19 protein-coding genes and 1 tRNA gene are annotated in these 24,853 nt (G+C 44.4%); 9 read left to right on the top strand and 11 right to left on the bottom strand.

Going from position 1 to position 24,853, the window contains the following annotated elements:
* Window positions 1-34: 34 nt before the first annotated feature.
* From ACZ5Q0_RS08215 to ACZ5Q0_RS08200, 4 genes are all read right to left on the bottom strand, one after another.
* On the bottom strand, window positions 35-3,424 hold the full coding sequence (locus tag ACZ5Q0_RS08215) for a DNA polymerase III subunit alpha (protein WP_447182881.1): 3,390 nt from the start codon (window positions 3,422-3,424) through the stop codon (window positions 35-37).
* 55 nt (window positions 3,425-3,479) lie between these two features.
* Window positions 3,480-3,953 carry a YbaK/EbsC family protein gene (locus tag ACZ5Q0_RS08210; RefSeq protein ID WP_446818532.1) on the bottom strand — a complete coding sequence of 158 codons (474 nt, stop codon included), beginning with the start codon at window positions 3,951-3,953 and terminating at the stop codon, window positions 3,480-3,482.
* 230 nt (window positions 3,954-4,183) lie between these two features.
* Window positions 4,184-4,378: a small, acid-soluble spore protein, alpha/beta type gene (locus tag ACZ5Q0_RS08205; RefSeq protein ID WP_446818533.1), complete on the bottom strand. Its 195-nt coding sequence runs from the start codon at window positions 4,376-4,378 to the stop codon at window positions 4,184-4,186.
* 62 nt (window positions 4,379-4,440) lie between these two features.
* Window positions 4,441-5,145 (bottom strand): HAD family hydrolase, encoded by a 705-nt coding sequence (locus ACZ5Q0_RS08200; protein ID WP_446818534.1) that lies wholly within the window; start codon window positions 5,143-5,145, stop codon window positions 4,441-4,443.
* 192 nt (window positions 5,146-5,337) lie between these two features.
* Here ACZ5Q0_RS08200 and ACZ5Q0_RS08195 point away from each other — a divergent pair, with 192 nt between their 5' ends.
* Window positions 5,338-6,519 (top strand): hypothetical protein, encoded by a 1,182-nt coding sequence (locus tag ACZ5Q0_RS08195; protein WP_447182408.1) that lies wholly within the window; start codon window positions 5,338-5,340, stop codon window positions 6,517-6,519.
* A gap of 56 nt (window positions 6,520-6,575) precedes the next feature.
* Here the strand turns inward: ACZ5Q0_RS08195 and ACZ5Q0_RS08190 are convergent, their stop codons facing one another.
* The 5 genes from ACZ5Q0_RS08190 to ACZ5Q0_RS08170 form a co-directional block, all read right to left on the bottom strand.
* Window positions 6,576-7,241: a rhomboid family intramembrane serine protease gene (locus ACZ5Q0_RS08190; protein WP_446818536.1), complete on the bottom strand. Its 666-nt coding sequence runs from the start codon at window positions 7,239-7,241 to the stop codon at window positions 6,576-6,578.
* Window positions 7,242-7,294: 53 nt separating this feature from the next.
* Window positions 7,295-9,055, bottom strand: coding sequence for a hypothetical protein (locus tag ACZ5Q0_RS08185; RefSeq protein WP_446818537.1), 1,761 nt, complete (start codon window positions 9,053-9,055; stop codon window positions 7,295-7,297).
* A gap of 105 nt (window positions 9,056-9,160) precedes the next feature.
* Window positions 9,161-9,946, bottom strand: coding sequence for a sulfite exporter TauE/SafE family protein (locus ACZ5Q0_RS08180; RefSeq protein WP_447182407.1), 786 nt, complete (start codon window positions 9,944-9,946; stop codon window positions 9,161-9,163).
* Between the two features lie 211 nt (window positions 9,947-10,157).
* Entirely contained in the window at window positions 10,158-12,773 is a 2,616-nt protein-coding gene (locus ACZ5Q0_RS08175) for an FAD-dependent oxidoreductase (protein WP_447182406.1), read from the bottom strand.
* Window positions 12,774-13,158: 385 nt separating this feature from the next.
* Entirely contained in the window at window positions 13,159-14,760 is a 1,602-nt protein-coding gene (locus tag ACZ5Q0_RS08170; protein WP_446818540.1) for an aldehyde dehydrogenase family protein, read from the bottom strand.
* Window positions 14,761-15,225: 465 nt separating this feature from the next.
* On the opposite strand from ACZ5Q0_RS08170, the gene ACZ5Q0_RS08165 reads away from it, so the two are divergent.
* From ACZ5Q0_RS08165 to hydF, 8 genes are all read left to right on the top strand, one after another.
* Window positions 15,226-15,669, top strand: a complete 444-nt coding sequence (locus ACZ5Q0_RS08165; protein WP_446818541.1) for an NADH-quinone oxidoreductase subunit NuoE family protein — start codon at window positions 15,226-15,228, stop codon at window positions 15,667-15,669.
* Window positions 15,670-15,728: 59 nt separating this feature from the next.
* Window positions 15,729-16,952 carry an NADH-quinone oxidoreductase subunit NuoF gene (nuoF, locus tag ACZ5Q0_RS08160; RefSeq protein WP_446818542.1) on the top strand — a complete coding sequence of 408 codons (1,224 nt, stop codon included), beginning with the start codon at window positions 15,729-15,731 and terminating at the stop codon, window positions 16,950-16,952.
* Between the two features lie 24 nt (window positions 16,953-16,976).
* Window positions 16,977-18,701, top strand: coding sequence for an NADH-dependent [FeFe] hydrogenase, group A6 (locus ACZ5Q0_RS08155; RefSeq protein WP_446818543.1), 1,725 nt, complete (start codon window positions 16,977-16,979; stop codon window positions 18,699-18,701).
* 158 nt (window positions 18,702-18,859) lie between these two features.
* Window positions 18,860-19,111, top strand: coding sequence for a TM1266 family iron-only hydrogenase system putative regulator (locus ACZ5Q0_RS08150; protein ID WP_446818544.1), 252 nt, complete (start codon window positions 18,860-18,862; stop codon window positions 19,109-19,111).
* Between the two features lie 318 nt (window positions 19,112-19,429).
* Window positions 19,430-20,893 carry a [FeFe] hydrogenase H-cluster radical SAM maturase HydG gene (hydG, locus tag ACZ5Q0_RS08145; protein ID WP_446818545.1) on the top strand — a complete coding sequence of 488 codons (1,464 nt, stop codon included), beginning with the start codon at window positions 19,430-19,432 and terminating at the stop codon, window positions 20,891-20,893.
* A gap of 103 nt (window positions 20,894-20,996) precedes the next feature.
* On the top strand, window positions 20,997-21,302 hold the full coding sequence (locus ACZ5Q0_RS08140) for a hypothetical protein (protein ID WP_464827100.1): 306 nt from the start codon (window positions 20,997-20,999) through the stop codon (window positions 21,300-21,302).
* Window positions 21,289-22,338: a [FeFe] hydrogenase H-cluster radical SAM maturase HydE gene (gene hydE / locus ACZ5Q0_RS08135; protein WP_446818548.1), complete on the top strand. Its 1,050-nt coding sequence runs from the start codon at window positions 21,289-21,291 to the stop codon at window positions 22,336-22,338. Before ACZ5Q0_RS08140 ends, hydE begins: the two co-directional genes overlap by 14 nt.
* 212 nt (window positions 22,339-22,550) lie before the next feature.
* Window positions 22,551-23,765 carry a [FeFe] hydrogenase H-cluster maturation GTPase HydF gene (gene hydF, locus ACZ5Q0_RS08130; protein WP_446818549.1) on the top strand — a complete coding sequence of 405 codons (1,215 nt, stop codon included), beginning with the start codon at window positions 22,551-22,553 and terminating at the stop codon, window positions 23,763-23,765.
* Between the two features lie 304 nt (window positions 23,766-24,069).
* Here the strand turns inward: hydF and ACZ5Q0_RS08125 are convergent.
* A tRNA-Pro gene (locus ACZ5Q0_RS08125) sits at window positions 24,070-24,146 on the bottom strand.
* 40 nt (window positions 24,147-24,186) lie between these two features.
* Window positions 24,187-24,615 (bottom strand): bacteriohemerythrin, encoded by a 429-nt coding sequence (locus ACZ5Q0_RS08120; RefSeq protein ID WP_446818550.1) that lies wholly within the window; start codon window positions 24,613-24,615, stop codon window positions 24,187-24,189.
* Window positions 24,616-24,853 lie beyond the last annotated feature (238 nt).

Genomic DNA, 24,853 nt, shown 5'->3' with positions numbered 1-24,853 from the left:
ATTATGAATTTACACCTGGTAATAATAGTACCAATTAGTCAAACCATATATTGGATTTTCCATATAAATCTCCCAATTCCTGCTTTAGCCCCGGATCTGCTTTTACTCGAAATTGTTCATTTAATATAATAGCCCGCCGCTCTGGAAGATGCAGGCATACGTCTAGTTCTCCAGAATATTTTAGCAGGGTGGCAATCAAGTAGTTTCTGCTATCTTCTGCCTCTTGGCGAGAAGGTATGCGAACATGAAAATCAGTCACTCCCGTTGATAAGAGGTGGATTTTGCGAACCGAAATCTTCGGCTGCTCGTCACGGGTATCATAGTACCCTTCTACGATTACCGCCCGGTCAGGTTCGAGCAGGCCGCCGATAGTACGAAAAACCGAGGGAAAAACTATCATTTCCATACGCCCGGTCAAATCTTCTAGGTCAAAGCGGGCATAACTGTCACCTTTTTTACTTACCCGCCGGCTCAGATTTATAATCATCCCGGCTACCCTTACATAAGTACCATCTGACTCACCAGTTAATTCTTCTAATCCATGGGTAGTAACCAGGTTTAGAATAGGTCTAAATTCATCCAGCGGGTTAGCTGATACGTAGAAACCTAATACTTCTTTTTCCCGTTTCAAGCACTCCCGGGTAGGAAATTCTCCTTTTACCCTGGGCTGCGGCTCTTCCACCATATCAATAGTGTCACCAAAAAGGGAAAGTTGATTACTGTTCTGGTACTGTTTGACCTGTAAAGCCATATCCACACATTCCTCCATAATGGATAAGGCTTGTTTGCGGGTAATCCCCATTGAGTCAAAACATCCCGCTACGATTAAATTTTCCAAAGCCCGTTTATTAATCTGCCCCAGGTCTACTTTCTGGCAGAAGTCGAATAGTGATGTAAATCGGCCCTGTTTACGGGCATTTACTATATTTCGTACTGCATTTTGACCTACATTTTTAATAGCCCCTAATCCAAAACGAATGGATCCTCTGGTAGCGGTAAAGTTTTCATAACTCTCATTAATATCCGGTGGTAGAATCGGAATACCCAAACGGTGACATTCTCTGATATAGAAAACTACTTTATCCTGGTTATCAATAACACTGCTTAAAAAGGCACACATATATTCCACCGGATAGTGAGCCTTTAGATAAGCGGTTTGGTAAGATATGAGAGCATAAGCTGCTGAGTGGCTTTTATTAAATCCGTAGCCGGCAAAACTCTCCATGATATCAAATAACCGGCTGGCAACTTCCCCGGTAATGTTGTTTTTCTTAGCCCCGATGATAAATTTATCCCGCTGGGCCGCCAGTTCTTCGGGTTTCTTTTTACCCATGGCTCGGCGCAATACATCCGCTTCCCCCATGCTAAAGTCGGCCAGTTGACTGGCTACCAGCATAACCTGCTCTTGATAGAGAATTACTCCATAGGTATCCTCTAATATACCGGCTAATTGGGGATGGATATAATTTATCTCCTGCCGTCCATGTTTGCAGGCAATAAAGTCCTCCACCATACCACTTCCCAGGGGCCCCGGCCGGTAAAGGGCGATAACCGCAATAATGTCCTCAAAACGACTTGGTTGCAATTCCGTTAATAACCGGCGCAAGCCATCACTTTCCAATTGGAACACCCCGGTAGTATCTCCCTGGGATAACATATGGTATACCTCCGGATCATCCAGGGGTAGGTTCTCCAAATCAATCTTAATACCCTGGGTGCGAGCCACTATATCTAAAGCGCGATCAATTACCGTCAAGGTCCTTAAGCCCAGGATATCCATCTTTAAGAGGCCGATATCCTCTACGGTTTCCTTGGTAAACTGAGTAATGACATGATCATCGGTTGTCTTCTGCAGAGGCAGCAGGTTGCTTAAGGCCTCCGGGCCAATTACTACCCCAGCAGCATGTATAGAGGCATGCCGGGGCATACCTTCTATAGCCCTGGCTATGTCTAATATGCGACGGGCGTTATAGTCGTTCTGGTAGGTTTGGAATAGCTCGGCAGATATTTCCAAAGCCCTATCAATAGTTACTCCTAATTCCGCCGGGATCATCTTGGCGATTTTGTCCACCTCGCCGTAGGGAACATCCAGGGCCCGCCCTACATCCCGGATAGCAGCCCGGGCCGCCATAGTTCCAAAGGTTATAATCTGGGCTACCCGATCAGCCCCATACTTTTCAATAATATAGGAAATAACCTGGTCACGCTTTTCAAAGCAAAAGTCAATATCAATATCAGGCATACTTACCCGTTCTGGGTTAAGAAACCGTTCGAAAAGCAAATGATATTTTAAAGGATTAATGGTAGTTATTCCCAGAATATAAGAAACCAGGCTTCCAGCTGCCGACCCGCGCCCCGGTCCTACCGGTACATCATGGGCCTTGGCCCAGTTGACCAGATCCTGCACGATAAGAAAATAAGCCGCAAATCCCATCGCTTTAATAATTTTTAGCTCATATTCTAAGCGCTTAACTACTTCTGGTTCCGGCTCTGGGTAGCGGGCAGCAAACTTCTGCTTGACTATAAAATCCAAATAGCTTTCCGGGGTATAACCGGCAGGAATATCAAATTGGGGCAGGTGGAAATGGCCAAAGGTAAAATCCAGGTTACACTGTTCCGCAATCTCTACAGTATTATGCAGGGCTTCCGGATGTTCAGAAAAAAGGCTCTGCATTTCCTGTTCTGATTTTAAATAAAAGTCACTACCGGAAAAACGCATCCGGTTCTCATCCGTGATTACTGATCCGGTTTGAATACATAACAAGACATCATGAACCGGAGCATCCCCTCGCTCCACGTAGTGACAGTCATTAGTGGCTACTAACGGAATCCCGGTCTGCCGGCTGATCTGCCCCAGGGCCCGCCTAGCTATTTTCTCCTCTTCCATACCATGATCCTGTATTTCCAGGTAGAAGTTCCCAGGACCCAAAAGTTCTTTATAGTATAGGGCTACCGCGGTAGCCTGATCTAATTTCCCCTGTAATATAAGCTGGGGAATCTCTCCGGCTACACAGCCCGATAAGGCTATCAAGCCCTCATGATACTCTTCCAGAAGTTCCTTATCCACCCGGGGCTTATAATAAAAGCCTTCCATATAAGAACGGCTTACCATACGGGCCAGGTTACGGTAGCCCTGCTCATTTTTGCATAGTAATATCAGATGGTAGTAATTATCATCAATACGCGGTTCCCGGTCCAAACGGCTGCGTGGTGCCACATATACCTCACACCCTATAACAGGTTTGATACCCTGTTTTTTAGCTTCCCGATAAAAATCGATCACACCATATAATACACCATGATCAGTAATGGCAACGGCCGGCATTTCCATTTCTTTGGCCCGGCTCACCAGGCGTTTAATTCGACAGGCCCCATCCAGAAGACTATATTCGGAGTGGTTATGTAAATGCACAAAATCGACCATAGTTTTCACCAAGCCTTTTATTTAAGAATAAAGCTCTCCTACATCAAGTGTTATATTACCGGGGAGGCAAAGAAACCTGACAGGGGATCCCTCCGGTAATGCGCTGCAATTCCTGGTAGGTTATAGGTAGAGCCGTGTTGGCAGTACCAGCCGCTGCATATACGATATCATAGCGCTTCAAACTCTCATCCAGGTATATGGGTACCGGGGTGGCCAGAGCGAAAGGGCAGACTCCTCCAACGGGGAACCCGGTTATTGCTGAAACCTCCTCAGCATTAGCCATTCGTACCCGGCTCTCTACCAGCTCTTTCAATGCTTTACTATCAATACGCACATCCCCGGCCGAAACAACCAGGTAATAATCACCAGCCTTACTTTTAAAAAGTATTGATTTAGCTATTTGTCCTACTTCTTTGCCCAGAGCCTGGGCAGCCAGATAGGAGGTACTAGTATCCTGGTCGAACTCAATAATCTCCAGGTGGGGATTTCTTTCTTTAAGATAATTACGAACCCTATCGATAGCATCCATATTATAACCTCACTTACCTAATGCTGCTAAAAGAGCCATAAAAAAACCTGTGCCCCATCACAATTCCTGTGATGACATAACACCAGGTACTTTTATGGTTCAAAAACTTGATACTTATCACTTATTATACCTGCTCCACCAAAATAGGAAAATCTTTGCCCCTTATCGACTCCTTAAAAGATAAATCCCGGCGGGTAATATCCCAACCGGAATTTATTACTTTAGCTTATTTATTTCAACTCACCTTTCTCCCGCAGGCGTTTACTCATTATCCCGCCTACTCGCCCACAGGCCGCATTACTTAGGGATTCCCATCCCTCTTTTTCAATCTGCTCCCACAACCCTAGTTCCTTAGCAATTTCCATCTTCATTATATCTCTTTCCGTGATGACGGGCTTTTTCTTTTTCTTTTTGACGATGGCCAAACCACCTCCACCCTGCTTGTTATTCTAGTTTTTATACTTCCCGGGCAGGGTGAAGATTATGTTTATAAGCTATCAATAAAACGGAATAAATCCGGCAGTTTCCCCCTCCAATCCGGCGTTAGGTTATCTCCTTTATCAATTAGTATGTCTTCAACTAAAAAAGTTTTCATACCAATTTTTCCAGCCGGTAGATCCTCACCGACATCGTTACCTACCATCAGACAATCCTCAGGATCAACACCTATCAGGCGAGAAATCTCCTCATAGTATTGAACATGGGGCTTGCAAAAATGCATTACTTCATAGGAAGTAATCAGATCATAATCAAAATGCCCTACTCCCGCCCAATCAATTCTATTTTTTAAGGCACTGTAAGGAAAAACCGCATTAGTAGCAATAACCACCTTAACTCCCAGCTTAAATACCTTCTCCATCATTTCCGGTACCCCGGGAAAAGTACGGCACAGGTGACTTAGCCGGGGAAAAACCTCCTGGTAATACCGGTCAAAAAATGGGGCAAACTCCTCCTTAGGATACTTCCACCGCATGAAAAAGTCCTTCATAAATACTTCCTCATTAGTGGTTTCAGGCTCCAAATCGGCAATCATAACATCTGTAGCCTGGTAAACACTTTCCACCAGACCATCAGCAGGGTAACCTTCCTGGTGGGCCATTTCTACCATCTTACGAAAATAGTGCTTTAAGAACTCGTCCATATCTATATTAAGCAAGGTTCCATCTAAATCAAACAGTATCGCCTTAAACATCTTCGTCTCCTCTGCCAGTTATAATTTTCCTGATTATCTATTCCCTCCTATATTATAGATTAAGCATATGATGATGCAAAGGTTTTTCAATTAAGTTAATTTTCTTTTCCCATTTGGCAGGAATTTATGGTAATTTATAGAAAACAGAGTTAGGGTACCAGTGCCACTTTACCAAAAAAGGAGGAAATTTGCATGTTCTTCACATTTTTAAATAAGGAGGACCCCCATTATCTTGACCTTTCAGTACTTGTAAATCATCAACCTTCTGAGGTTCTCTTTTATTATTATCATTCTTATTTACGTATCAGCCTGGAGGCTTATAACATGGCGCGACGGGTGGCAGAAGACGGCACGGAAATGTCGGATACGGCTCACGTCTGGCTAAAACTTATTGCCGAAGAGCTTGCAGCAGATGAAGATCTGACCCTGCTTGCGGAAAATGACTTTCTTAATACTTTAGGACCTTATTATTATCCTGCTACTAACACCCGTTTTTATTTTACTAAAACAAATCCCGACCCAAGCGAAGTCCTTACTGCTAACGATGTACGGATTTTGCTGGAACTCGATTCCCCCTTGGAATTGAATAATGATCTTAAGCAATATGCAAAAAACCGCAAGGCTAGAAAAAATCCGCGCAGTCGGGATGATTTAATCCGGGATATACAGATGGGACTACTTTCCCTGCAGGAAATTGAAAAGCTAAACCGGCACTTAAATTATCTTAACAAACTTTTAGAGCAACGTTATTCTATTGTAGAACAGGAAGAAGTATCACTTATTGAACCTGATATGGTTCCGGATAAACCTGCTAAAACCCTGGATGATTTCCCTAGCAATATAATTACTTTTCCCCTGTTAAAGCCGCTGAAAAAAAAGCAGCAGGAGGCCCAGGGAAGCCGCCATAGTTTTGAAATGAAAGTTTATTTTATTCGTTACCGGGAATACGAAAAAGCCTGTGATCGGTATAAAGCCCTTTTAGAAGACTGGCCCCAACTGCAGGAAGATTTTCTAAACCGGTGTTTAGAAGATATAGATATAGCCGAAACCAAAATAAAGGCAGATAATAAGTATCTTAAGGTATATAACAGCATACTGTCCAAAGCTTATGTCCATTCGGCTTACCATGATGTTAAAAGTCTTAACATCTTTAAAGCGTTTCTGGAAACTGGACGTGCTTCCAGTGTTCAGGAGTGTATAAATCTTTTTGAGGAAGAACGCCACTGGAATGAAATTAAAGCCAGCCAGGAGCGGATCGAAAATACTATATATTTCCTGCAAAATGGCGGGGATCAGGCTAATTTTGCAGGTGAACAGTTAGAGCGACTGCTTAAGCTGGAACCCCAAAAACCGGTAACAGTTAATCAAGCGTAGGACGGTTGGTGGGCCAATGACAAATGTTTATCCACATAGGTGCGTATATTTTGTAATCAATAGTAGGACGATTTGTGGGGACGCAGAAAAAAGCGATATAAAAACATCCCGGCGGCAAAGCCGCCTACATGGGCCCAAAATGCAATCTGTCCACAGGCATCAGCAGTAAAAACATCTGCCGCCCCGCACCATAGCTGGGATACTGCCCAAAACCCCAGATATATCCAAGCGGGGATATTTATTAAGAAAAAAGGCGGGATCAGGGTCAATACCCGGGCCCGATGAAACATGAGAAAATAGGCCCCCATAACCCCAGCTACTGCCCCGGATGCCCCCACAACCGGGACAGTGGATCCCGGGTTAACATAATAGTGAGTTGCACCAGCCAGTACTCCACAGAGCAGGTAAAAAAGCAAAAAACGTCCTCGCCCCATGCGGTCTTCAACATTATCCCCAAATAACCAAAGTATCCACATGTTGCCTATAACATGCATCCAGCCTCCATGTAGAAACATAGAGGTAATAAAGGGCAGATGTCCGGCCGGAGCCCCCTGCGGGGTACTATAATAGGCAGGAACCAATCCAAAGGTATAAAACAGGTTTTCCATTTTTTCCATTCCCAGTGACAGCTGGGATACAAAGATATAAAGATTTACGATAATCAGCATAACGGTAACCAGCGGAAACCGGCTGCTGGGGACACTGTCTCGCAGGGGAATCATAGCTTATCTCCTATGCTTTTTAAAATTCTGCCGGTCTAAAGAAAGACCCGCTTCTAACGGTTTTTAAATTCAATACAGGTTATTCCTTTGTAATGGGAAGAAAGCATAATACTGATAGCTCGGTAGCAAGCCACCCGCATTAATTCCACTTCCTGCCTATCATTCACCTCTATGGGCTGGCTCTTCAAGGGCTGAATATGATGGTTGCGAATGTTATGGATGACCAGGAGTAATCCGGTTAGCAGGAAAAGATCCTGGTCTTGATCTTCACCTTCCTGATCAGCCAGCATAACAAATATATCCCAGGCGGCCTGATTAAGATTATTAGGGCGCGGTTTTAGATAGGGGTAATTACAGAAAGTCGTAAAATGGCGGGGAAATATATCCTCCAATGCAGTTAAAAGCCCTTCATTAACATCCCCGAGGGCCTCCTTTACTTTATCAAAAACCGGCTGGTATTGCCCGGTTTTTATTTTCGACCGGATATTTTTGCGTTTTCTTAAGCCCTGTTCCGTAAGACGGATAGTTTTTAAAGCCAGCATTTCCACCGGACGTACAAATTGTAACAAGCTGTACACACCATTACCGATTAAATCCGGCAGTTTCCCCCCGGCATAAACTTGATATACTAATTCTGCATCAATTAGCGATTTATAAAAGATCGCCGTATCACTTGTATCCCTGGCCAGATTAGTCAACCCGGAAATCTCCTCATCCATAAGATTTCTAATGTAATCAATTACATCTTCATTAATGTTTTCCATTACCCGGTCCCTGGTTATAAACAGCTTTTCCTGAAGATCCTGCCAGCGCTTCTCTACCAGAATATCCTGCCAGGCCATGGTAAGCATAATCTCCTCGGCCCGCTCTTCTAACTCTATCACCTGGGCTCTAAAATCTCCCAGCCGGCGCATTACCAGAGGACTTTCGCTTCGGGATTCAATCAGGCGATCTAATTGCTCATGTATATCCCGAAAAATCTGCCGCATATCAAGGGTGTTTTTTTGCATACGTCCCACCACATCAGCTGAAAAAACTTCCAGATCAGATATCACGCTATCCTGAAAAGCCGCCAGCCGGCTTTCTAAAGACTTCTCAATAACTACGGAAAATTGCTCCCCTAGTTTGTAAACATTAAAATATTCTACCAAATCCAGCTCATCTTGCTCTTTCATTTGTTCAGCCAGCAGATTGGAAACATAATTATAGAAAAGTTCTTTTTCTTTATCCATGCCCTTGCGCAGATCGGCAATTCTTTCTTCCACCCAATGGTTAACCTCTTCCTCATCATTGGTACGCCCTCGTTCCACTTGGAAAAAAACAGAGTTAAGATTAGCCAGGTTCTCATTTATTTTACTGACCAGTTTATTTTTCTCATCACTTAAAGAATCTATTAGCTGTATTATCGCCCTGCCGTTATGGGCCGCCTCTTCTGCCCGGGTAAGAAATTCTTTCATATCCTCACCTAGCCAGGATAAGCCCTGCACAAAATCATCTCTCAGGTTATTCATCAAAGGTTGTATTTTCCCATCTAGCTGTCGTTCAAATATATCATCACAAAGGGGTCTGATTTCCTGCATCAGGGCGCTGATTTCCTCATTGACAGGCTCCTCTTCCCCGCTATCCTTAATACGGTCAGCTATATGTTTTATAACTACCCCACCAGCTAGCGCCAGTAATATAAAAAATATTACTTTTATTACTGCTAAACCGGAGCTCAAGGTAACCATAGTAAAAAGATTCAGTACTAAAAGCAGCCACAGAATTATCCATAATACCGTATTCTTTTTGATGCTATCCGTAATAAAATCCATATTTCGTTCTCCTGCTATAACCTTATATTAATTATATCGGAAAAGCCTGGGACCTACTTGATAAGACCGGAAATTACACCTTATACAGCAGAATATTTAAATCTTTTAAGATATAAGATGCGATAAATAGTTAAATGACAGATAGGTAAAAAGCAGGGCAAAGATAAACTTAAAAACAAGCCGGCTGATATAACGGGTTACCAGCACCCCTAGTTGAGCTCCTATAATAGTACCTACTCCCATGAGCAGAGCTACCCGTAGATCAACATAACCCTGAAACAGTTTTATAAAAGCCCCTACAGCTGAAATAGGGAACATAGCCAGAAGGGTAGTGCCTACAGCCTGGTAAGGAGCAGCAGCAAAAAGCCATATCATAGCCGGAACCATAATAAATCCTCCCCCCAGACCCAGCATACCAGTCAAACTCCCGGTTAATAATCCTACCAAGGTAAGGGTCCACAGGGGAAGTCTTTTACCCTCCTGAATATAGTCTGTATCTAGTTTGGCCTGCCCTCTTTCTTTCCAATACTCCCGGGCCATACGTATTGCCATAAAAAGGAAGAGCATGCCTAGCAAAAACTCCAGCATTTTGATGTGGGAACTTAAGTACTGTTTAAAAACATAAGAACCTAATAATACCCCGACTAATCCCCCAGCTCCAATTAACAGGGCACTAGTTATGTGCACATTACCTTCTTTATAGTGCCCATAGGCCCCGGATATAGATGTAAACATGATAGAAAAAAGGGTAGTTCCTATAGCCAGGGTAGTAGTTAATCCTAATATATATTCAGTGGCGGGAAGCATAACTACTCCCCCGCCTACCCCCAGAATAGCTCCTAACACCCCGGCAGCAATTCCTACTGCGACCATGACTATATATGAAATCAAGGACCTATCCTCCTGATTAAAATACTACTGCTTTTATACCAGAGTATGTACAGATATGCAAAGATTTCTAAGTTTTATTTTTAAAAAACCTTCGGAAATTCTTGGGGGGGCAGCCAAATCCCCCCTTTGACAGACTTAATTCTATCTCAGGGGGGATTAACTATGAAAAGGTTATTAGGGAGCTTTTTTATGGCCCAGCTAGACTAAACTTTTATTCCACCGGATCAAACATATCTTTGGCTACTCCGCAAACCGGGCAAAAATCAGGTGGTTCAGGTCCTTCATGAATATAACCGCAAACCCGGCACTTCCAACGATTATAACGTTTTTTGCCAGAACTATCCCGGCCTAGTTTTTGCATAGATTCAGTGGCATCCACCTGGTCAGCAATGATGATTTCGCCTACCAGTACACCATCTTTTAGATAGCTTTTCTTGTAATACCCCTTCACCGGATCAATGACTTCCACTACCCGGCACTGATCAGAGGCTTGGTTTACATCACCAATGGAGAATATTTCTTTGCCAAAAGCAGCCAACATGGTAGAAATTAGGGGTTGACTATATTCTAACCAGTCACCGGCCGCACTAGCACCAGCAATTTTGCCCATTTCCATGGCCACCGGCCATAATCCGATCAACCTTTCTCCGAATTGAGCCACATCACCAGCAGCATAAACATCAGCGGCATCGGTTCTCATCCGCTCATCTACTATGATCCCTTGTTTAACATTTATACCGGCTTGCTGGGCTAATTCCACATTAGGCTTTACTCCAGTTGATAAGAGTACCAGATCAGCCGGCAGAGTCTCGCCATTATTTAATCTGACGCCATTTACCCTGCCATCACCCATAATTTCTTCGGTAGCTACACCTAAATACAGCTTAATACCCTGAGCAGTTATTAAATCCTGCAGGCGACTAGAGGCAGCTTCATCTAATTGGCGGGGCATAAGCCTCGGGCTAAACTCAACTACTGATACCTCCATACCTGATGAAGCCATTTCCCATACAGCTTCTAAGCCTAGCACTCCCCCACCTATAACCACAGCCTTTTTACCCGGCTGTATAGCCTGCTTTATTTGGAGAGCATCGTCTAGGCTGCGCAGAGCATAAACCCCTTCATTCTCCAGGCCTTTAAAGGGGGGAATATTACTTCGGGATCCCGTGGCTATGATGAGCTTGCTATAGGTAATAGTTTCACCACCAGCACTGGTAAGCCGTTTAGCTTTAGTATCAATCCCGGTTATCGGAGTTCCTAACCATACCTCAATCTGGTTTTCCTTATACCACTCCGGGCCAAATGGGTAGAGACGCTCCCCTTCCAGGTTTTCGCTCAGTAAATCAGACAAGGCCGGCCGATAATAAGGCAGGTGGTTTTCCACAGTTGTCATCAAGATCTTAGCCGTCTTATTACGCTGGCGAATAGCCCGGGCAGCAGATAATGCAGCTATACCGCTGCCGATTATTACAAACTGTTCATCAGTATTCAGGTTAAATTCATCTTCTGGAAGTAATTCTTCAAAGTTTTCCGGACCTGCTCCACAGGCCGGGCATACCTCCGGCGGTTGGGCTCCTTCATGAATATAGCCACAAATTAAGCAGCGCCACTGCTTTTGGGAACTATCCTGGGTTTTTTGCTGAATTGCTTTGGCAAAGTCCATTCCCATTTTAAATGCTTCTTCCAGCTCACCTTCAGAAGGCTTAAACTTGACTTTAAGCCCAGGCTGTACTTTCATCCGCAATGAGCTAAGCCGGGCCTCGATACTGGGAACTGCTTCCCCGCTCCATCCGTAAGCTCCAAAAGCAGCTGCTACCTTGCCGGCATGAACTATCGGTGAAAGACGGGTTAATAGCTGCCAAATAGGAGGCAGGGCATCACCATTAATAGTAGGAGAGCCAATTAGCAAACCATCAGCACTATTAATCTTCTCCATTACCTCATCCAGGTCGGCATCCACCAGATCATAGCGGTTAACTTCGAAGTCGTCTACTGTCAGGATACCGTCCACTATCATATCTGCCAACATTTCTGTGTAACCATAAGCACTTACATAAGCCATGACAATAGCCGGCTTCTCCCCTTCACCTTTTACGGGCTGCTCAGACCAGGTACGATACATCTCCAGGTAGTGTGGAATATCCCGGCGCAGGATCGGCCCATGTCCCGGGCAGATGGTACTGATTTTCAGATCTTTAATTTTCCCGAGGGCCTCCAGTACATAAGGTTTAAATGGACTTATAATGACATCGAAATAGTATTTGTAGGCCTCAGTAAAATCTTCTTCCATTAGGTCATTAAATAGACGTTCATCGGAATAATGGCAGCCAAAAGAATCACAGGTAAATAATATGCTGTCCTCTTCCAGGTAGGTATACATAGAATCAGGCCAGTGTAGGAAGGGGGCACTGATAAAGCGCAGGGTTTTTCCGCCCAGATCAATTTTATCGCCATCTCCTACCGGTTGGTCCTTAAACTTACGGTTGACAATATCCTTAAGAAATTCCAGGGCCGTTTCACTTCCTACTACCGTCAGACCAGGGATTTTCTCCAAAAGTTTCTCTACTGAGCCAACATGGTCAGGTTCAGTATGGTTTACAATCAAGTAATCTATCTTTTCCAGCGCCGTAACTTCTTGCAGGTTTGCCAAAAATTCGTCAAAAAATTTATCCTTGACTGTTTCTATTAAGACTGTTTTTTCCCCGCCCATAATCAAGTAGGAATTGTAGCTGGTTCCGTACTCGGTGGTCATGACAATATCAAAGATCCGCAGGTCAGGGTCCTGTACACCCACCCAATATAACCCTTCGTTAATCTTTTCAGCCATTATTTACCCTCCTATTATTTATTTCACGAGCTAGTACAGCTTGTGTAATCAGTGTAATTGTGTAATCGTTACACTTATGGTAATAGATATTTCAGCGCCTGTCAAGAATTTTTAGAAAATATTTAGACAGGCCAACCGGGGAGGATCCTTTTGCTTCCTTTTCTGTTTAGCTCCGGCAAACTAGGAATGTTCTCAGGTAAATAATATCTCTTGTATTATCGTAAAACTTAGCATTATTAGTTAGTGAGTAGAGGGAATTCTAATCATTGGTAGGGTGGAGTTTTTTATAAATTCAACCAAATGAGGCCGGCCTAAGTTGTAGGCCTAGATGAGCCTACCGGCATGAGAGTCTTAAGGTGAATATAGTTGTCCCGGTTTCAAAACCTTATAATTTAAGGAATCGGGAACATCCGCTTTGTAAGACATCAAAAAATAGATCCCGCCCTGCTTCATTGGCAACTGCTAATGAGCGGATAGAAAAAGCCTTTAAAGCATCACTAATGGATAGAGTCCCTTCGGCGGAATCTTTGCGTCCAGTAAAAGGAAGTGCATCCGGTCCACGCCGGCATTGAGCATTAAGATTGACACGAGAAACCTGATTGACCAGAACATCTATAAGCGGTGCCGCAGTCTGGGCACTGGAGCTAAAAATACTAGCCTGCTGCCCGTAATCTGATGCGGCCAGGTATTCTACCAGTTCCTCCGTATGTTTAAACGGACTTACCGGTATGACCGGGCCAAACTGTTCTACATTATATATTTCCATCTCCTGGTTGACCGGAAACAATATGGTGGGATAAAAAAGGGAACCGGCATATTCCCCGCCACCACCATTAACCACCCGGGCACCTTTATTACAAGCTTCATCAACCAGCCGGGCTAACCATTCCGGTTTGTTTTTCTCCGCCAGTGGGGTTATGAAAACTTCTTCTTCCCAGGGCATTCCGCACTTAAGATTATTAATCTCCCTTTCCAGGCAGGCTAAAAATTCATCCGCTATACTGGCATGAACCCAAACATGTTTAATAGCTGTGCAGCGCTGTCCATTAAATTCCAGGGCCCCCTGAACACATTCCCGGGCGGCCAGGTCTAAATCAGCATCGGGAAAAACAAAGGCCGGATTTTTTGCTTCCAGCCCCAGGATAGTCCGTAAACGGTTATTAGCCGGATGCTGCCCTATTAACAGGTTAGCTACCCGGGTAGAACCTATAAAACCAAGCACGCTTACTTGCCCGGACCGCATAATAGGGCCTATGATTTCTTCACCATCGCCATTAATTATATTGATAACCCCAGGCGGAAAACATCTGGCAAACTCCTCTAGTAAAGGCAGGGTACATAGGGCTCCATATTGTGGTGGCTTCATTACCACCGAATTTCCCATAATCAAGGCGGGAATAAGCATAGCGAAGGTTTCATTTAATGGATAGTTAAAAGGCCCCATACACAGTACTACTCCCAGAGGGCACCGCTTCACCAGCGCTAAATACTCCCCTTCGATATTTATGCTGCGGGATTCACTTTCCAGATTTTCCAAACTACTAATAGTGTCTTCAATGTATTTAATAGTACGAGCAAATTCATCCTTACAGGCGGAATAGGGTTTAGCAATTTCCCACATAGCCAGGAGATTAAAGACTTCTTCATAATGGCACATATGCTGAGAAAAAGCCCTGATCACCTCAATACGTTCTCCGGCAGTCTTAGTAGCCCACTTACCAGTCCCGGCTTGCCAGGCTTGCCGGGCGGCAGTTAATGCTTCCAGGGCCTCGGCAGAGTTTAAATCGGCATACTGCCCTATTCGCACCGGAGCAAGCTGTTCTGCCTTTCTAATTTTAATAGGTGAAATAACAGCCTGCCCATGAGCGGCCTCCCGTATTTCACCATTCACCAGATAAGTTAGTCCGGATTTAATTTCATTTAACCGGAACCGGGCCGGTACTTGTGCCGGGAATGGGTAAAGTTCCTGCAGGTGTTTATTTTCCAAAACTATCCTCCTAACTAAGATAGCTGCCTAGCATTAACTTGGCAGTCCTGGCACTTTTTTATACAGCTTACAGTTGCTGATATCATCTTTATTATTAGCCCTATGGCTATAACCAATACTTTAGGTCTCCCAGCAACTTTTTGTTTTTACCTGCTCTATTTTCCCCACCTTCGGTTTACCAGCCATAGCATCATGTAGAGAAATCCTAGCCCCAAATTTTCCGCTTTTCTTATATGTTTGCCGCCATTAACTGTTCTTATCTGGCTAATAGTATTAGTTTATGGAAAACTAAATAATTCCATAAATTTGCTAGTTTAATCATGTATTTTTGTTAAATTAAGCGCCTTTCCTATAATATGGAACTTTCATTAAACTACTATGTTGTATTATCTTTAGCTTAGGCATAGGCCGTCGTTATGGTCAGTATCATTTCTATTAATAACTTCATGGAGGGGGGAAGAAGAAGTGGATTACAGGGAAATCATCGCCCGGTATGCGGACAAACCAGGGGGTATGATCGAAGCTTTTCACGCTATACAGGCGGATCTAAGTTACCTGCCGGAAAAAGCGGTCGCAGAAGCAGCCCAGGTTTTTAAGGTATCTACTGCTGAAGCTTATGGTGTGGCTAGTTTTTATTCCATGTTTTCCGTAAAACCACGGGGTAAGAACGTTATTCGTATCTGCGAAAGCGCTCCCTGTCACGTAGCTGGGGCTACTGAGGTAGTGGCTGCTCTGGAGAGGGAATTAGGTATTAAAATGGGTGAAAGTACGGACGATGGACTTTTCGCTCTTGAATTTACCGAGTGTGTAGGACAGTGCCAGGCCACACCAGTAATCACCATTAACGGTAAACCTTATCTGGATGTGAGCCCTGCCCTAATTCCAGGTATTTTGGCTGAATTCAAATAATTTGTACGTAAAAAGAGAAAGTTCTCACAAACACATTCGTATGAAAGGAGGTCATACAAATGGCCGAAGAATTGCGCATCGTACTGCGTAATTACGGTAAGATTGATCCCCTTAAAATAGAGGATTATATCGGTCAGGGCGGCTATAAAGCTCTGGAAAAAGCGCGCAGTATGGGCCAGGAAGCACTGATCGCCGAAGTGAAGAGATCCAACCTTAGAGGTCGCGGCGGAGCAGGTTTTAACTGCGGTCAAAAGTGGTCTTTCGCTTACCAGACTAGTGCTGATAAAAAGTTTGTGGTATGTAATGCCGACGAAGGTGAGCCCGGTACTTATAAGGACCGTCTTATCATGGAAAATGACCCTCAGTCTCTTCTGGAAGGTATGGCCATTTGCGGGTATGCAATCGGAGCCCAACAAGGCTTTATATATTGTCGGGGGGAATATCCCCAGGTTGCTGATATCTTAAACCAGGCCATCGCCCAGGCAAAAGAAAAAGGTGTACTGGGTGACTTCGAGGTTGAAGTCAGAAGTGGAGCTGGAGCTTATGTATGTGGTGAAGAAACAGCTTTGATTGAATCTATTGAAGGCAAACGTGGTGAACCCCGCTTTAAACCTCCTTATCCGCCTTCGGAAGGATTATGGGGCCAACCTACTATCGTGAACAATGTCGAAACCTTTGCCAACATCCCCATTATAGTTGATAAAGGTGCTGAATGGTACGCTGCCATTGGTGCCCCTGCCTATCCAGGCACCAAGGTTTTTACCCTGACCGGAAATGTTAACAACAAGACCTTTTTCGAAGTTCCCACTAACACTACCATTCGCGAGCTAATTTACAAATTTGGCGGAGGTATTCCCGGCGATAAAAAATTTAAGGCCGTTCAGATCGGCGGAACATCAGGAGCCTTTATTCCCAGCACACTGCTGGATACTCCGCTAGCCTTCGATAATATGAGTGCCATTGGGGCTACCCTGGGATCGGGAGCTGTTTTCGTACTAGATGAAACCCGGGATATCGTGGATGTAGTTACCCGCATTGCTGGTTTCTTTGAACATGAGTCCTGTGGCAAATGTGCTCCCTGCCGTGAAGGTACTTCCCGTACAGCCGAAATTATGTCCAAAATAAATAACGGTAAAGCCAGTTTCCGGGACATTACATTACTGGAGAGATTAGGTCGGGTTATGTCCTACTCCTGTCTATGTGGATTAGGACAGGCAGCCCCTGCTCCGGTACTTACAACTATTAAGCATTTTAAAGCCGACTACGATGCTAAACTCTTGTAGGACAGAGCAAAAGGAGGGAAAGAAATGGTTAACTTAAATATAGACGGTATTAACGTATCCGTTCCCAAAGGCTCTACCATCCTGCAGGCAGCTAAAGAAGTCGGTATTAATATTCCTACACTCTGCTGGCATCCCGACCAGGCGGTAAAAGCTAACTGCCGGGTTTGCATATGTGAAGTTGAAGGAAATAGACTTCTCCAGGCAGCCTGTTCGACACCGGCTACTGAGGGAATGGTTGTAAAAACAAAAACCCCGAAAGTAATTGAAGCTAGAAAAACCATCCTGGAATTGATTCTTGCCAATCATCCCCAGGACTGTCTCAATTGTATCCGCAATGGAAACTGTGAATTACAGGATCTGGCTGCGGAATATATGATCCGTGATAATCCCTTTGAGATTAAAACCCGCGGCTATGAACTGGATCGTTCCACACCTTCCATTATCAGAGATCAGAACAAATGTATCCTGTGCCGTCGCTGTGTTGATGCTTGTAGTGTAACCCAGTCGGTCTATGCTCTGGGCCTGGAAAATCGCGGCCATAACGCCATGGTGGTTCCTACTCTAGGTAAAGCCCTGATTGATAGCCCCTGTGTCATGTGCGGACAGTGTATCCACGCCTGCCCGGTAGGTGCTATCTATGAAAACGAGCAGGTTGATGAGCTGCTGGCGGCCATTGCCGATCCTGATAAAGTAGTGGTTACTCAGATTGCCCCTGCTGTTAGGGTAGCTATTGGCGAGGAAGTCGGCATGAAGACTGGCGATATGCCTATGGAGGTTCTGGTAGCCGGGTTGCGCCAGGTAGGCTTTGACTATGTGCTGCATACCAACTTTACCGCTGACCTGACCATCCTGGAGGAAGGCAATGAACTGTTAAAACGGCTGAATGAGGGCGGTACTTTACCGATGTTTACCTCCTGTAGCCCTGGATGGATCAACTTCTGCGAGACTTTCTATCCGGATCTAGTCGATAACCTGTCCACCTGTAAATCTCCCCAGCAAATGTTTGGTGCTTTGGTGAAAACTTACTGGGCAGAAAAAATGAATATTGATCCGGCTAATATCTATTCCGTATCCATTATGCCCTGTACTGCTAAGAAGTTTGAAGCTTCCCGCCCCGAAATGCAGGATAGTGGCTACCGGGATGTTGATCTGGTCTTAACTACCCGGGAGATTGGACGACTATTTAGAATGTCGGGCCTTGATTTTAACAAACTGCCTGGAACCTCCTTCGATTCCTGGATGGGGGCTTATACTGGAGCAGCGGTTATCTTTGGAGCTACTGGAGGGGTTATGGAAGCAGCCCTGCGCACCGTCTATGAAGTAGTTACCAAACAGGAGCTAACTGATGTCAACTTTACCATGGTACGTGGTATGGAAGGCGTAAAGGAAGCCCAGGTGGATCTGAACGGAACGGTAGTCAATGTAGCAGTAGCCCATGGCTTAAGTAATGCCCGCCAGGTAATGGATCAGGTAAGAGCCGGAGAATCCCCTTATCATTTCATTGAAATTATGGCCTGCCCCGGTGGATGTATCGGCGGCGGCGGACAGCCGATTACTAAAGCTAACGCCAAACGGGCCGAACGCATCGATGCAATATATGTAGAGGACGAAAACTGTGCTCTGCGTAAGTCCCATGATAATCCGGAAGTCAAAACCCTTTATGAAGAGTTCCTGCATGAGCCCTTGGGGCACAAATCCCACGAACTCCTGCATACTCACTACCATGCTAAAAATAAAAAGTACCTATAAGTATTGTTAATCTAATAGGTCTTATATAAATTAGGGTAGTCATATTCCTGATGATGAGGCGGGTTAGCTGATTTTGAGGGTTACAGATTTTATGATGATATTGTAACCGCTTGCCTTTTACAACAGGGCAGGCGGTTTTTTGTTAAGGAGCGAATCACATGATAAATACACGCCTTGGGGTGGTTGGTATAGTTATTGAAAACCGGGAGGCAGTTCCTCGGGTTAATGAAATATTAAGTAAATATGCAGAAGTCATCATCGGCCGCATGGGACTTCCTTATAGAGCCCGTGAAGTAGCCGTGATCTCTTTGATAGTAGATGGTAATACTGATCAGTTAGGTGCTCTTACTGGAAAACTGGGTAGTCTTCCTGGGGTAACCGTAAAAAGCGCCCTAACCAAATCACCTTAATCCTTTTATTAAAATATAAGAACCCCGGACTGACTATGGTAAAGGAGTGCTAGGTCCCCATGTTCCGCAGTCGCTCAGTCAAAATAAACCTGGCCTGGCCATGGTGAAGGGATGAGAGTACCAATAAAAAACGCCAGAATGTATTAAACTGCCGGCCTCAATCTTTAACCAGCCTTAAAAGGAACCGGCGATCTTAACATATAACGTACAGTTGCCCCAGCCAACATGGCGGGATTATTAGTTATTTTGGGAATACCGCAGTTTCAGAAATTTTAGTAGTTCCGACGGTGGCAGGGAATTATTGGAGGAGGGAAAATTATGCAGGCTACGGCTGTAAAAGAGTGGATGGATCAGGTCATCAAACCAGAACAGGTAGAAAAATACCTGGATAAGGGAAATGACTTTATTAATGAAGACTACATTTTCACTACCCTGATGGCTAACCAAAAACCTGATAAACAGCGCTTAAGGGAAATTATTGCCAAATCGCTGGCTCTGGAGCGTTTAGAACCGGAAGAAACCGCTGCACTACTAAACTGCACCGATGAAGAAATGTGGGAGGAAATGTATGCTGCAGGAGGACAAATAAAGGAAAAGGTTTACGGAAGAAGGATCGTCACCTTTGCTCCCCTTTATGTAAGTAATTTATGTGTTAATAGTTGTGTTTACTGCGGATTTCGCCATGATAATAAAAAGGCTATCCGTAAACAACTAACCCTGGAGGAACTGCGTGAGGAAATTAAATCCCTGGTACAAAAGGGACATAAGCGTTTGATCATGGTTTATGGTGAACATCCTGATTCCGATGTTAATTACATTGCGGAAACCTTGAAGGTGGCTTATGATACCAAAGTTAACCATGGAGAAATCCGCCGCTCTAATGTTAATGCCGCCCCCATGTCGGTAGAAGATCTGCAGGTACTTAAAGAGGTAGGTATCGGCACCTTCCAGGTTTTCCAGGAAACCTACCACCACGAAACTTACCGCCGCCTTCATCCCCGGGGTATAAAAGCTGACTACCGCTGGCGGCTCTATTCCCTGCATCGATCTATGGAAGCCGGGGTAGATGATGTAGGTATCGGTGCCTTATTCGGCCTATACGACTGGAAGTTTGAGGTTATGGGACTGCTATTACACACCATTGACCTGGAAAAGAAATTTGGCGGAGTAGGTCCACATACTATTTCCTTCCCCCGCATGGAACCAGCCGTCAATACCCCCTTTACCCAAAAAAGTTCCCATCTGGTGGATGATAATACTTTTAAGAAACTAGTTACAGTTATCCGCCTTTCCGTACCTTATACCGGAATGATCCTTACCGCCCGTGAACCGGCTTATATCCGTGAAAAGGTGCTACCGGTAGGTATTACCCAGATTGATGCCGGTTCCAACATTGGCATAGGTACCTATAGCAGTGATACCCTGGACTATGAGCGCCAGCAATTTATTTTAGGTGATAACCGCAGCCTGGATGAAGCCGTCTGTGATCTGGCTAAAATGAGCCGTATCGCCTCATTTTGTACAGCCGGATACCGTTGTGGCCGCACCGGCAATTATTTTATGGACATTGCAAAAAAAGGCAAAGTACACACCCTTTGTATGCCCAATGCCATCTTAACTTTTAAGGAATACCTGCTCGATTATGCCAGTGAAGAAACTCGTCAAATTGGTAACCAGCTTATCGAACAGGAAATAGCCGCTCTGCCTGGTGAACTTATCCGCCAGACGGTACTAGATCTTCTGGCTCGTATTGAAGCTGGTGAAAGGGATTTGTATTTATAAACAGGGTTTACTATGATGTGATTTACTCAGACTTTTGCCATGTAAAAACATTTAGGCAAGAATGTTCCAGGCTGCTTCAAACCCTTTTAACATATGTAAAGAGGTGAATAAGTTGAACCGGCAGTTATTATCCTTAATAGAGCTTTACCAGACCGATAATAACCTGGTAAAAGCCTCACACCAGGCCTTAACTGAACTTTATCCGGTATTAAAGGTGCGCTGGTCCCGGGTCTTTGGCAACCGCTGGGCCCACTTGCTGGGCAATCACCAAGAAATAAGTTTTTCTCCCCTTAAGGTACGCTTAAGCGGTGGTTATGGCTTATTTATTGATAATCCTGATAGCCTGCCGGGCCAGGAGATTCAGGAGGTTATTATAACTTTGAAGGATGTTTTTTATGCCCGTCATTAATCTTAATCAAACAGAAGAAATCCTGGCCAGCAATGATCCGGCTCTGTTGGGTAGGCTTCTGAAAGAATCTGACCAGGTACGCCGTAAAGCTCGGGGTAATGAGGTATACCTGCGGGGACTGATTGAATTTAGCAACTACTGCTCTTGCAATTGTTTCTATTGCGGCCTGCGCAGCAAAAATACTCTGATTAACCGTTATTTTCTCTCCCGGGAGGAAATTATTAAAATTGCGGAGTACGCTTACCGCAAGGGCTACCACTCCATTTGCCTGCAGTCAGGAGAAAATCCTGTCCCCGAGCAGGTGGACTTCCTGGTGGAATTAATCAGTTGTATAAAGGAGGTAACTACCCAGAATGGCGGGCCAGGCCTGGGTATAACTTTAAGCATAGGTGAATTAAGCTACTCACAATACTTGCGGTTATACAAGGCCGGGGCCCACCGCTATCTGCTGCGTATTGAAACCTCTGATAATGAGCTTTTTAGCCGTATTCACCCTCCCGGGCAAACCCTGTCCTCCCGGTTGGAATGCTTGGCGGCATTGGGGGATATCGGCTATCAGGTAGGTACCGGGGTAATGATAGGGCTGCCCGGTCAAACTGTTTCCCATCTGGTTGGTGACCTGAAGTTCTTTCTGGACCAGGATATTGATATGCTGGGAATGGGGCCTTATATACCTCATCCTAATACTCCCCTGGCCCGTATGCAAAGGTATATTACCATAGATTCCTATACCACTTCCTTGAAAATGCTGGCCCTGGCCCGCCTACTCATGCCTGATATTAATATGGTAGCCTCCACGGCCTTACAATCCATCCACCCTGAAGGACTTAAAATGGGGCTTAAAGCTGGGGCCAATATTATTATGCCGGTACTTACTCCGCCAGATAAAAGGGATGATTACAAACTATATGCCCATAAAAAATTCACCACCCTGACAACACTGGAACAGCAGGTAGATGAAGCCGGATATAAGATGGGCTACTGGAAATGGGGAGATTCCCCCCACTGGCACCAGCGAAGAAACAGGGGAAAATAGGAGGATGGTTCCCGGGTTCCCCTTTTTAGTAGCACCAGGGCTGACAATTTGCAGTGCTGTGGAAAAACACTTGGTATAGCCTTTACTGCTTAAGCAGTAGCTTGCTGGCTAAATAGCAGTGCTGGGAAAAACACCAGGCATAATAAACGGTAGATCAAACAGGTCATCCCCACCTTTAAACCAGTGCTGCAAAATATAAAAGAGGTGACTTTATGAGTGATCTGAATGATACACCTAAAGGTATGCGTACCACGATAGCTGTCTTAGGCCGGCGTAATGCCGGTAAGTCTTCGCTGATCAATTCCCTGGTGGGGTTTGACCTGGCTATCGTCTCCCCATTAGCCGGAACTACTACTGACCCAGTCGACAAAGCGGTGGAAATTAGCCCTTTAGGGCCCTGCCTGATTGTGGATACAGCCGGTATTGATGATGACAGCCAGTTAGGTGAGCTTCGCACCCGAAAAACCCGCCAGGTTATAGCTGACGCTGATATAGGATTGATTACTATCGGTGATGGTGAGTGGACTGATTATGAAGAAGAAATATGGCAGCAATTAAAAAGAAATGCTAAACCAACTATAGTGGTGGTAAATAAATGCGATTTGGCCACCTATCCCCACTTGTTCGAAAAGCTAGAGCAAAAGCAGCTCGATTTCGTATTAATCTCAACTGTGACTGGTCAAGGTGTGGACCAGCTAAAAGATAAACTGGGCCATATTAAGCAGGTAAGTTCCCGGGAGGAACCTTCATTAATCGGGAATTTAGTCTTAGAGGGAAATCTGGTAGTTCTGGTAGTACCAATAGATCTGGGAGCTCCCAAAGGTCGTCTTATACTGCCGCAAGTGCAGACTATCCGGGACCTTTTGGATCATAATGCTACTGCCATAGTAGTCAAGGAAAATGAACTGGCTCGTACCCTTATCAAACTTAGGAAATCTCCCCGTCTGGTCATAACTGATTCCCAGGTGGTACATACCGTAAACTCAATAATTCCCCTTGATGTGCCCCTAACGACTTTTTCTATACTTTTTTCCCGTTTTAAAGGGAATTTAAACCAGATGGTAGAAGGTGCCTCGGTTATTGAACAGCTGCGGGATGGTGATAAAGTTCTGATCGCAGAAGCATGCAGCCACCATGTTCAAGCTGATGATATAGGACGAATTAAGATTCCTCACTGGATCAGGCAATACACTAATCAGAAGCCAGACTTTGAAATAGCTGCCGGACCAATTTTCCCGGAAAATATTAAGGACTACCGTTTAATAATTCAGTGTGGAGGCTGTACCATTACCCGGCGGACCTATTTAAACCGCCTGGAAACTGCTCGGGAAAACGGGGTACCCATAACTAACTACGGTATAGCTATTAGCTATATCCAAGGAATACTAGAGCGCACCATCGCCCCCTTCGCCAAAACAATCCATTAATATACCGGAACAAGGGGACAACCTAAAACTGCCCGGGGAAAATGCTGGAAAAGGCAATCTTAAGATTGCCAGTAGAAAATTATTTTTAAAAGAATTAGAGAGGAGAAATTACCCTAGAAAATAGCTTATCAAGCTATTCTGAGAGCATAAAGAGTATAAACAGAGCTTAAACGTAAATATCTTGTATCATTATTATGATTATGTCTGAAGGCTAAAGTGTTCCGAGTATAGGTGAGGGGATAGATATGCTAAAAAAAAGAAACAAAAGGATCATCCCCTTTGCTTCCGCGATGTTTAATATTAATGGTCGGGATGACAGGATTTGAACCTGCGGCCTCCTGGTCCCGAACCAGGCGCTCTACCAAGCTGAGCCACATCCCGACAACACACCTATGATAACAATTTAACTTATTTAAGTCAATCACCTGCGTGTTTTTTCTGTTTTCAGGCTATCATCGGCACTTTTGACAATTAATTTGTCCTGTCCTAAAATATGCTGATCAATCCAAGTGACTATGAAATCCAGTACTTTAAGCAGGTAATTATCTTGATTAATATCAACATTTGTAAGATCAATATCATTGGTTTGCTCAATAAAATCGGCATGACTGACCTTATGGGATAAATACCGCTTATATCCTATACTCCTCATGTATTCTTCCTCTGTTCTAAAATGGAAAACTGCATAGGATTTTAGCTCATCCATGATAGCGACAATTTGATCATATTTATCAATACATAGATCATCTTTTAATACTTGATAAGCTTTATCGGCTATGGCGAATAACTGGCGATGCTGTTCATCAATACGCTCAATACCGAGGCTGTACTCATCCTTCCATTTGATCATTCCCACACTCCTCCCCGCTCTTTGAAGTGGTTGCCTTACTTATTAATTCTCCTATAATCGCCCGTAATCCTGTCTCCCCAGCCAAAACAAATAAAATAAAGGTTTTTTAAGAGAACTTTCCGGTTTGTATTTAGATACTTTCCATGAAAAAAGATGCCTAGGTATTGCACCTTTGGGCACCTTTTTAAAGATTACCTTTATCAAATTAATCTCATCTTATATAAAAAGACCACATACC

The organism is Syntrophomonas erecta subsp. sporosyntropha, assembly GCF_055395365.1.
Note: the sequence above shows the minus strand (reverse complement) of the source record. Positions and strands in the feature narration are given on the sequence as shown.

What these genes read in the sequence shown, in the direction of transcription:
- ACZ5Q0_RS08215 (WP_447182881.1), bottom strand. Translation starts at nt 3,424, where the DNA reads ATGGTCGATTTTGTGCATTTACATAACCACTCCGAATATAGTCTTCTG.
- ACZ5Q0_RS08210 (WP_446818532.1), bottom strand. Translation starts at nt 3,953, where the DNA reads ATGGATGCTATCGATAGGGTTCGTAATTATCTTAAAGAAAGAAATCCC.
- ACZ5Q0_RS08200 (WP_446818534.1), bottom strand. Translation starts at nt 5,145, where the DNA reads ATGTTTAAGGCGATACTGTTTGATTTAGATGGAACCTTGCTTAATATA.
- ACZ5Q0_RS08195 (WP_447182408.1), top strand. Translation starts at nt 5,338, where the DNA reads ATGTTCTTCACATTTTTAAATAAGGAGGACCCCCATTATCTTGACCTT.
- ACZ5Q0_RS08190 (WP_446818536.1), bottom strand. Translation starts at nt 7,241, where the DNA reads ATGATTCCCCTGCGAGACAGTGTCCCCAGCAGCCGGTTTCCGCTGGTT.
- ACZ5Q0_RS08185 (WP_446818537.1), bottom strand. Translation starts at nt 9,055, where the DNA reads ATGGATTTTATTACGGATAGCATCAAAAAGAATACGGTATTATGGATA.
- ACZ5Q0_RS08175 (WP_447182406.1), bottom strand. Translation starts at nt 12,773, where the DNA reads ATGGCTGAAAAGATTAACGAAGGGTTATATTGGGTGGGTGTACAGGAC.
- nuoF (WP_446818542.1), top strand. Translation starts at nt 15,729, where the DNA reads ATGGCCGAAGAATTGCGCATCGTACTGCGTAATTACGGTAAGATTGAT.
- ACZ5Q0_RS08155 (WP_446818543.1), top strand. Translation starts at nt 16,977, where the DNA reads ATGGTTAACTTAAATATAGACGGTATTAACGTATCCGTTCCCAAAGGC.
- ACZ5Q0_RS08150 (WP_446818544.1), top strand. Translation starts at nt 18,860, where the DNA reads ATGATAAATACACGCCTTGGGGTGGTTGGTATAGTTATTGAAAACCGG.
- hydG (WP_446818545.1), top strand. Translation starts at nt 19,430, where the DNA reads ATGCAGGCTACGGCTGTAAAAGAGTGGATGGATCAGGTCATCAAACCA.
- hydE (WP_446818548.1), top strand. Translation starts at nt 21,289, where the DNA reads ATGCCCGTCATTAATCTTAATCAAACAGAAGAAATCCTGGCCAGCAAT.
- hydF (WP_446818549.1), top strand. Translation starts at nt 22,551, where the DNA reads ATGAGTGATCTGAATGATACACCTAAAGGTATGCGTACCACGATAGCT.
- ACZ5Q0_RS08120 (WP_446818550.1), bottom strand. Translation starts at nt 24,615, where the DNA reads ATGATCAAATGGAAGGATGAGTACAGCCTCGGTATTGAGCGTATTGAT.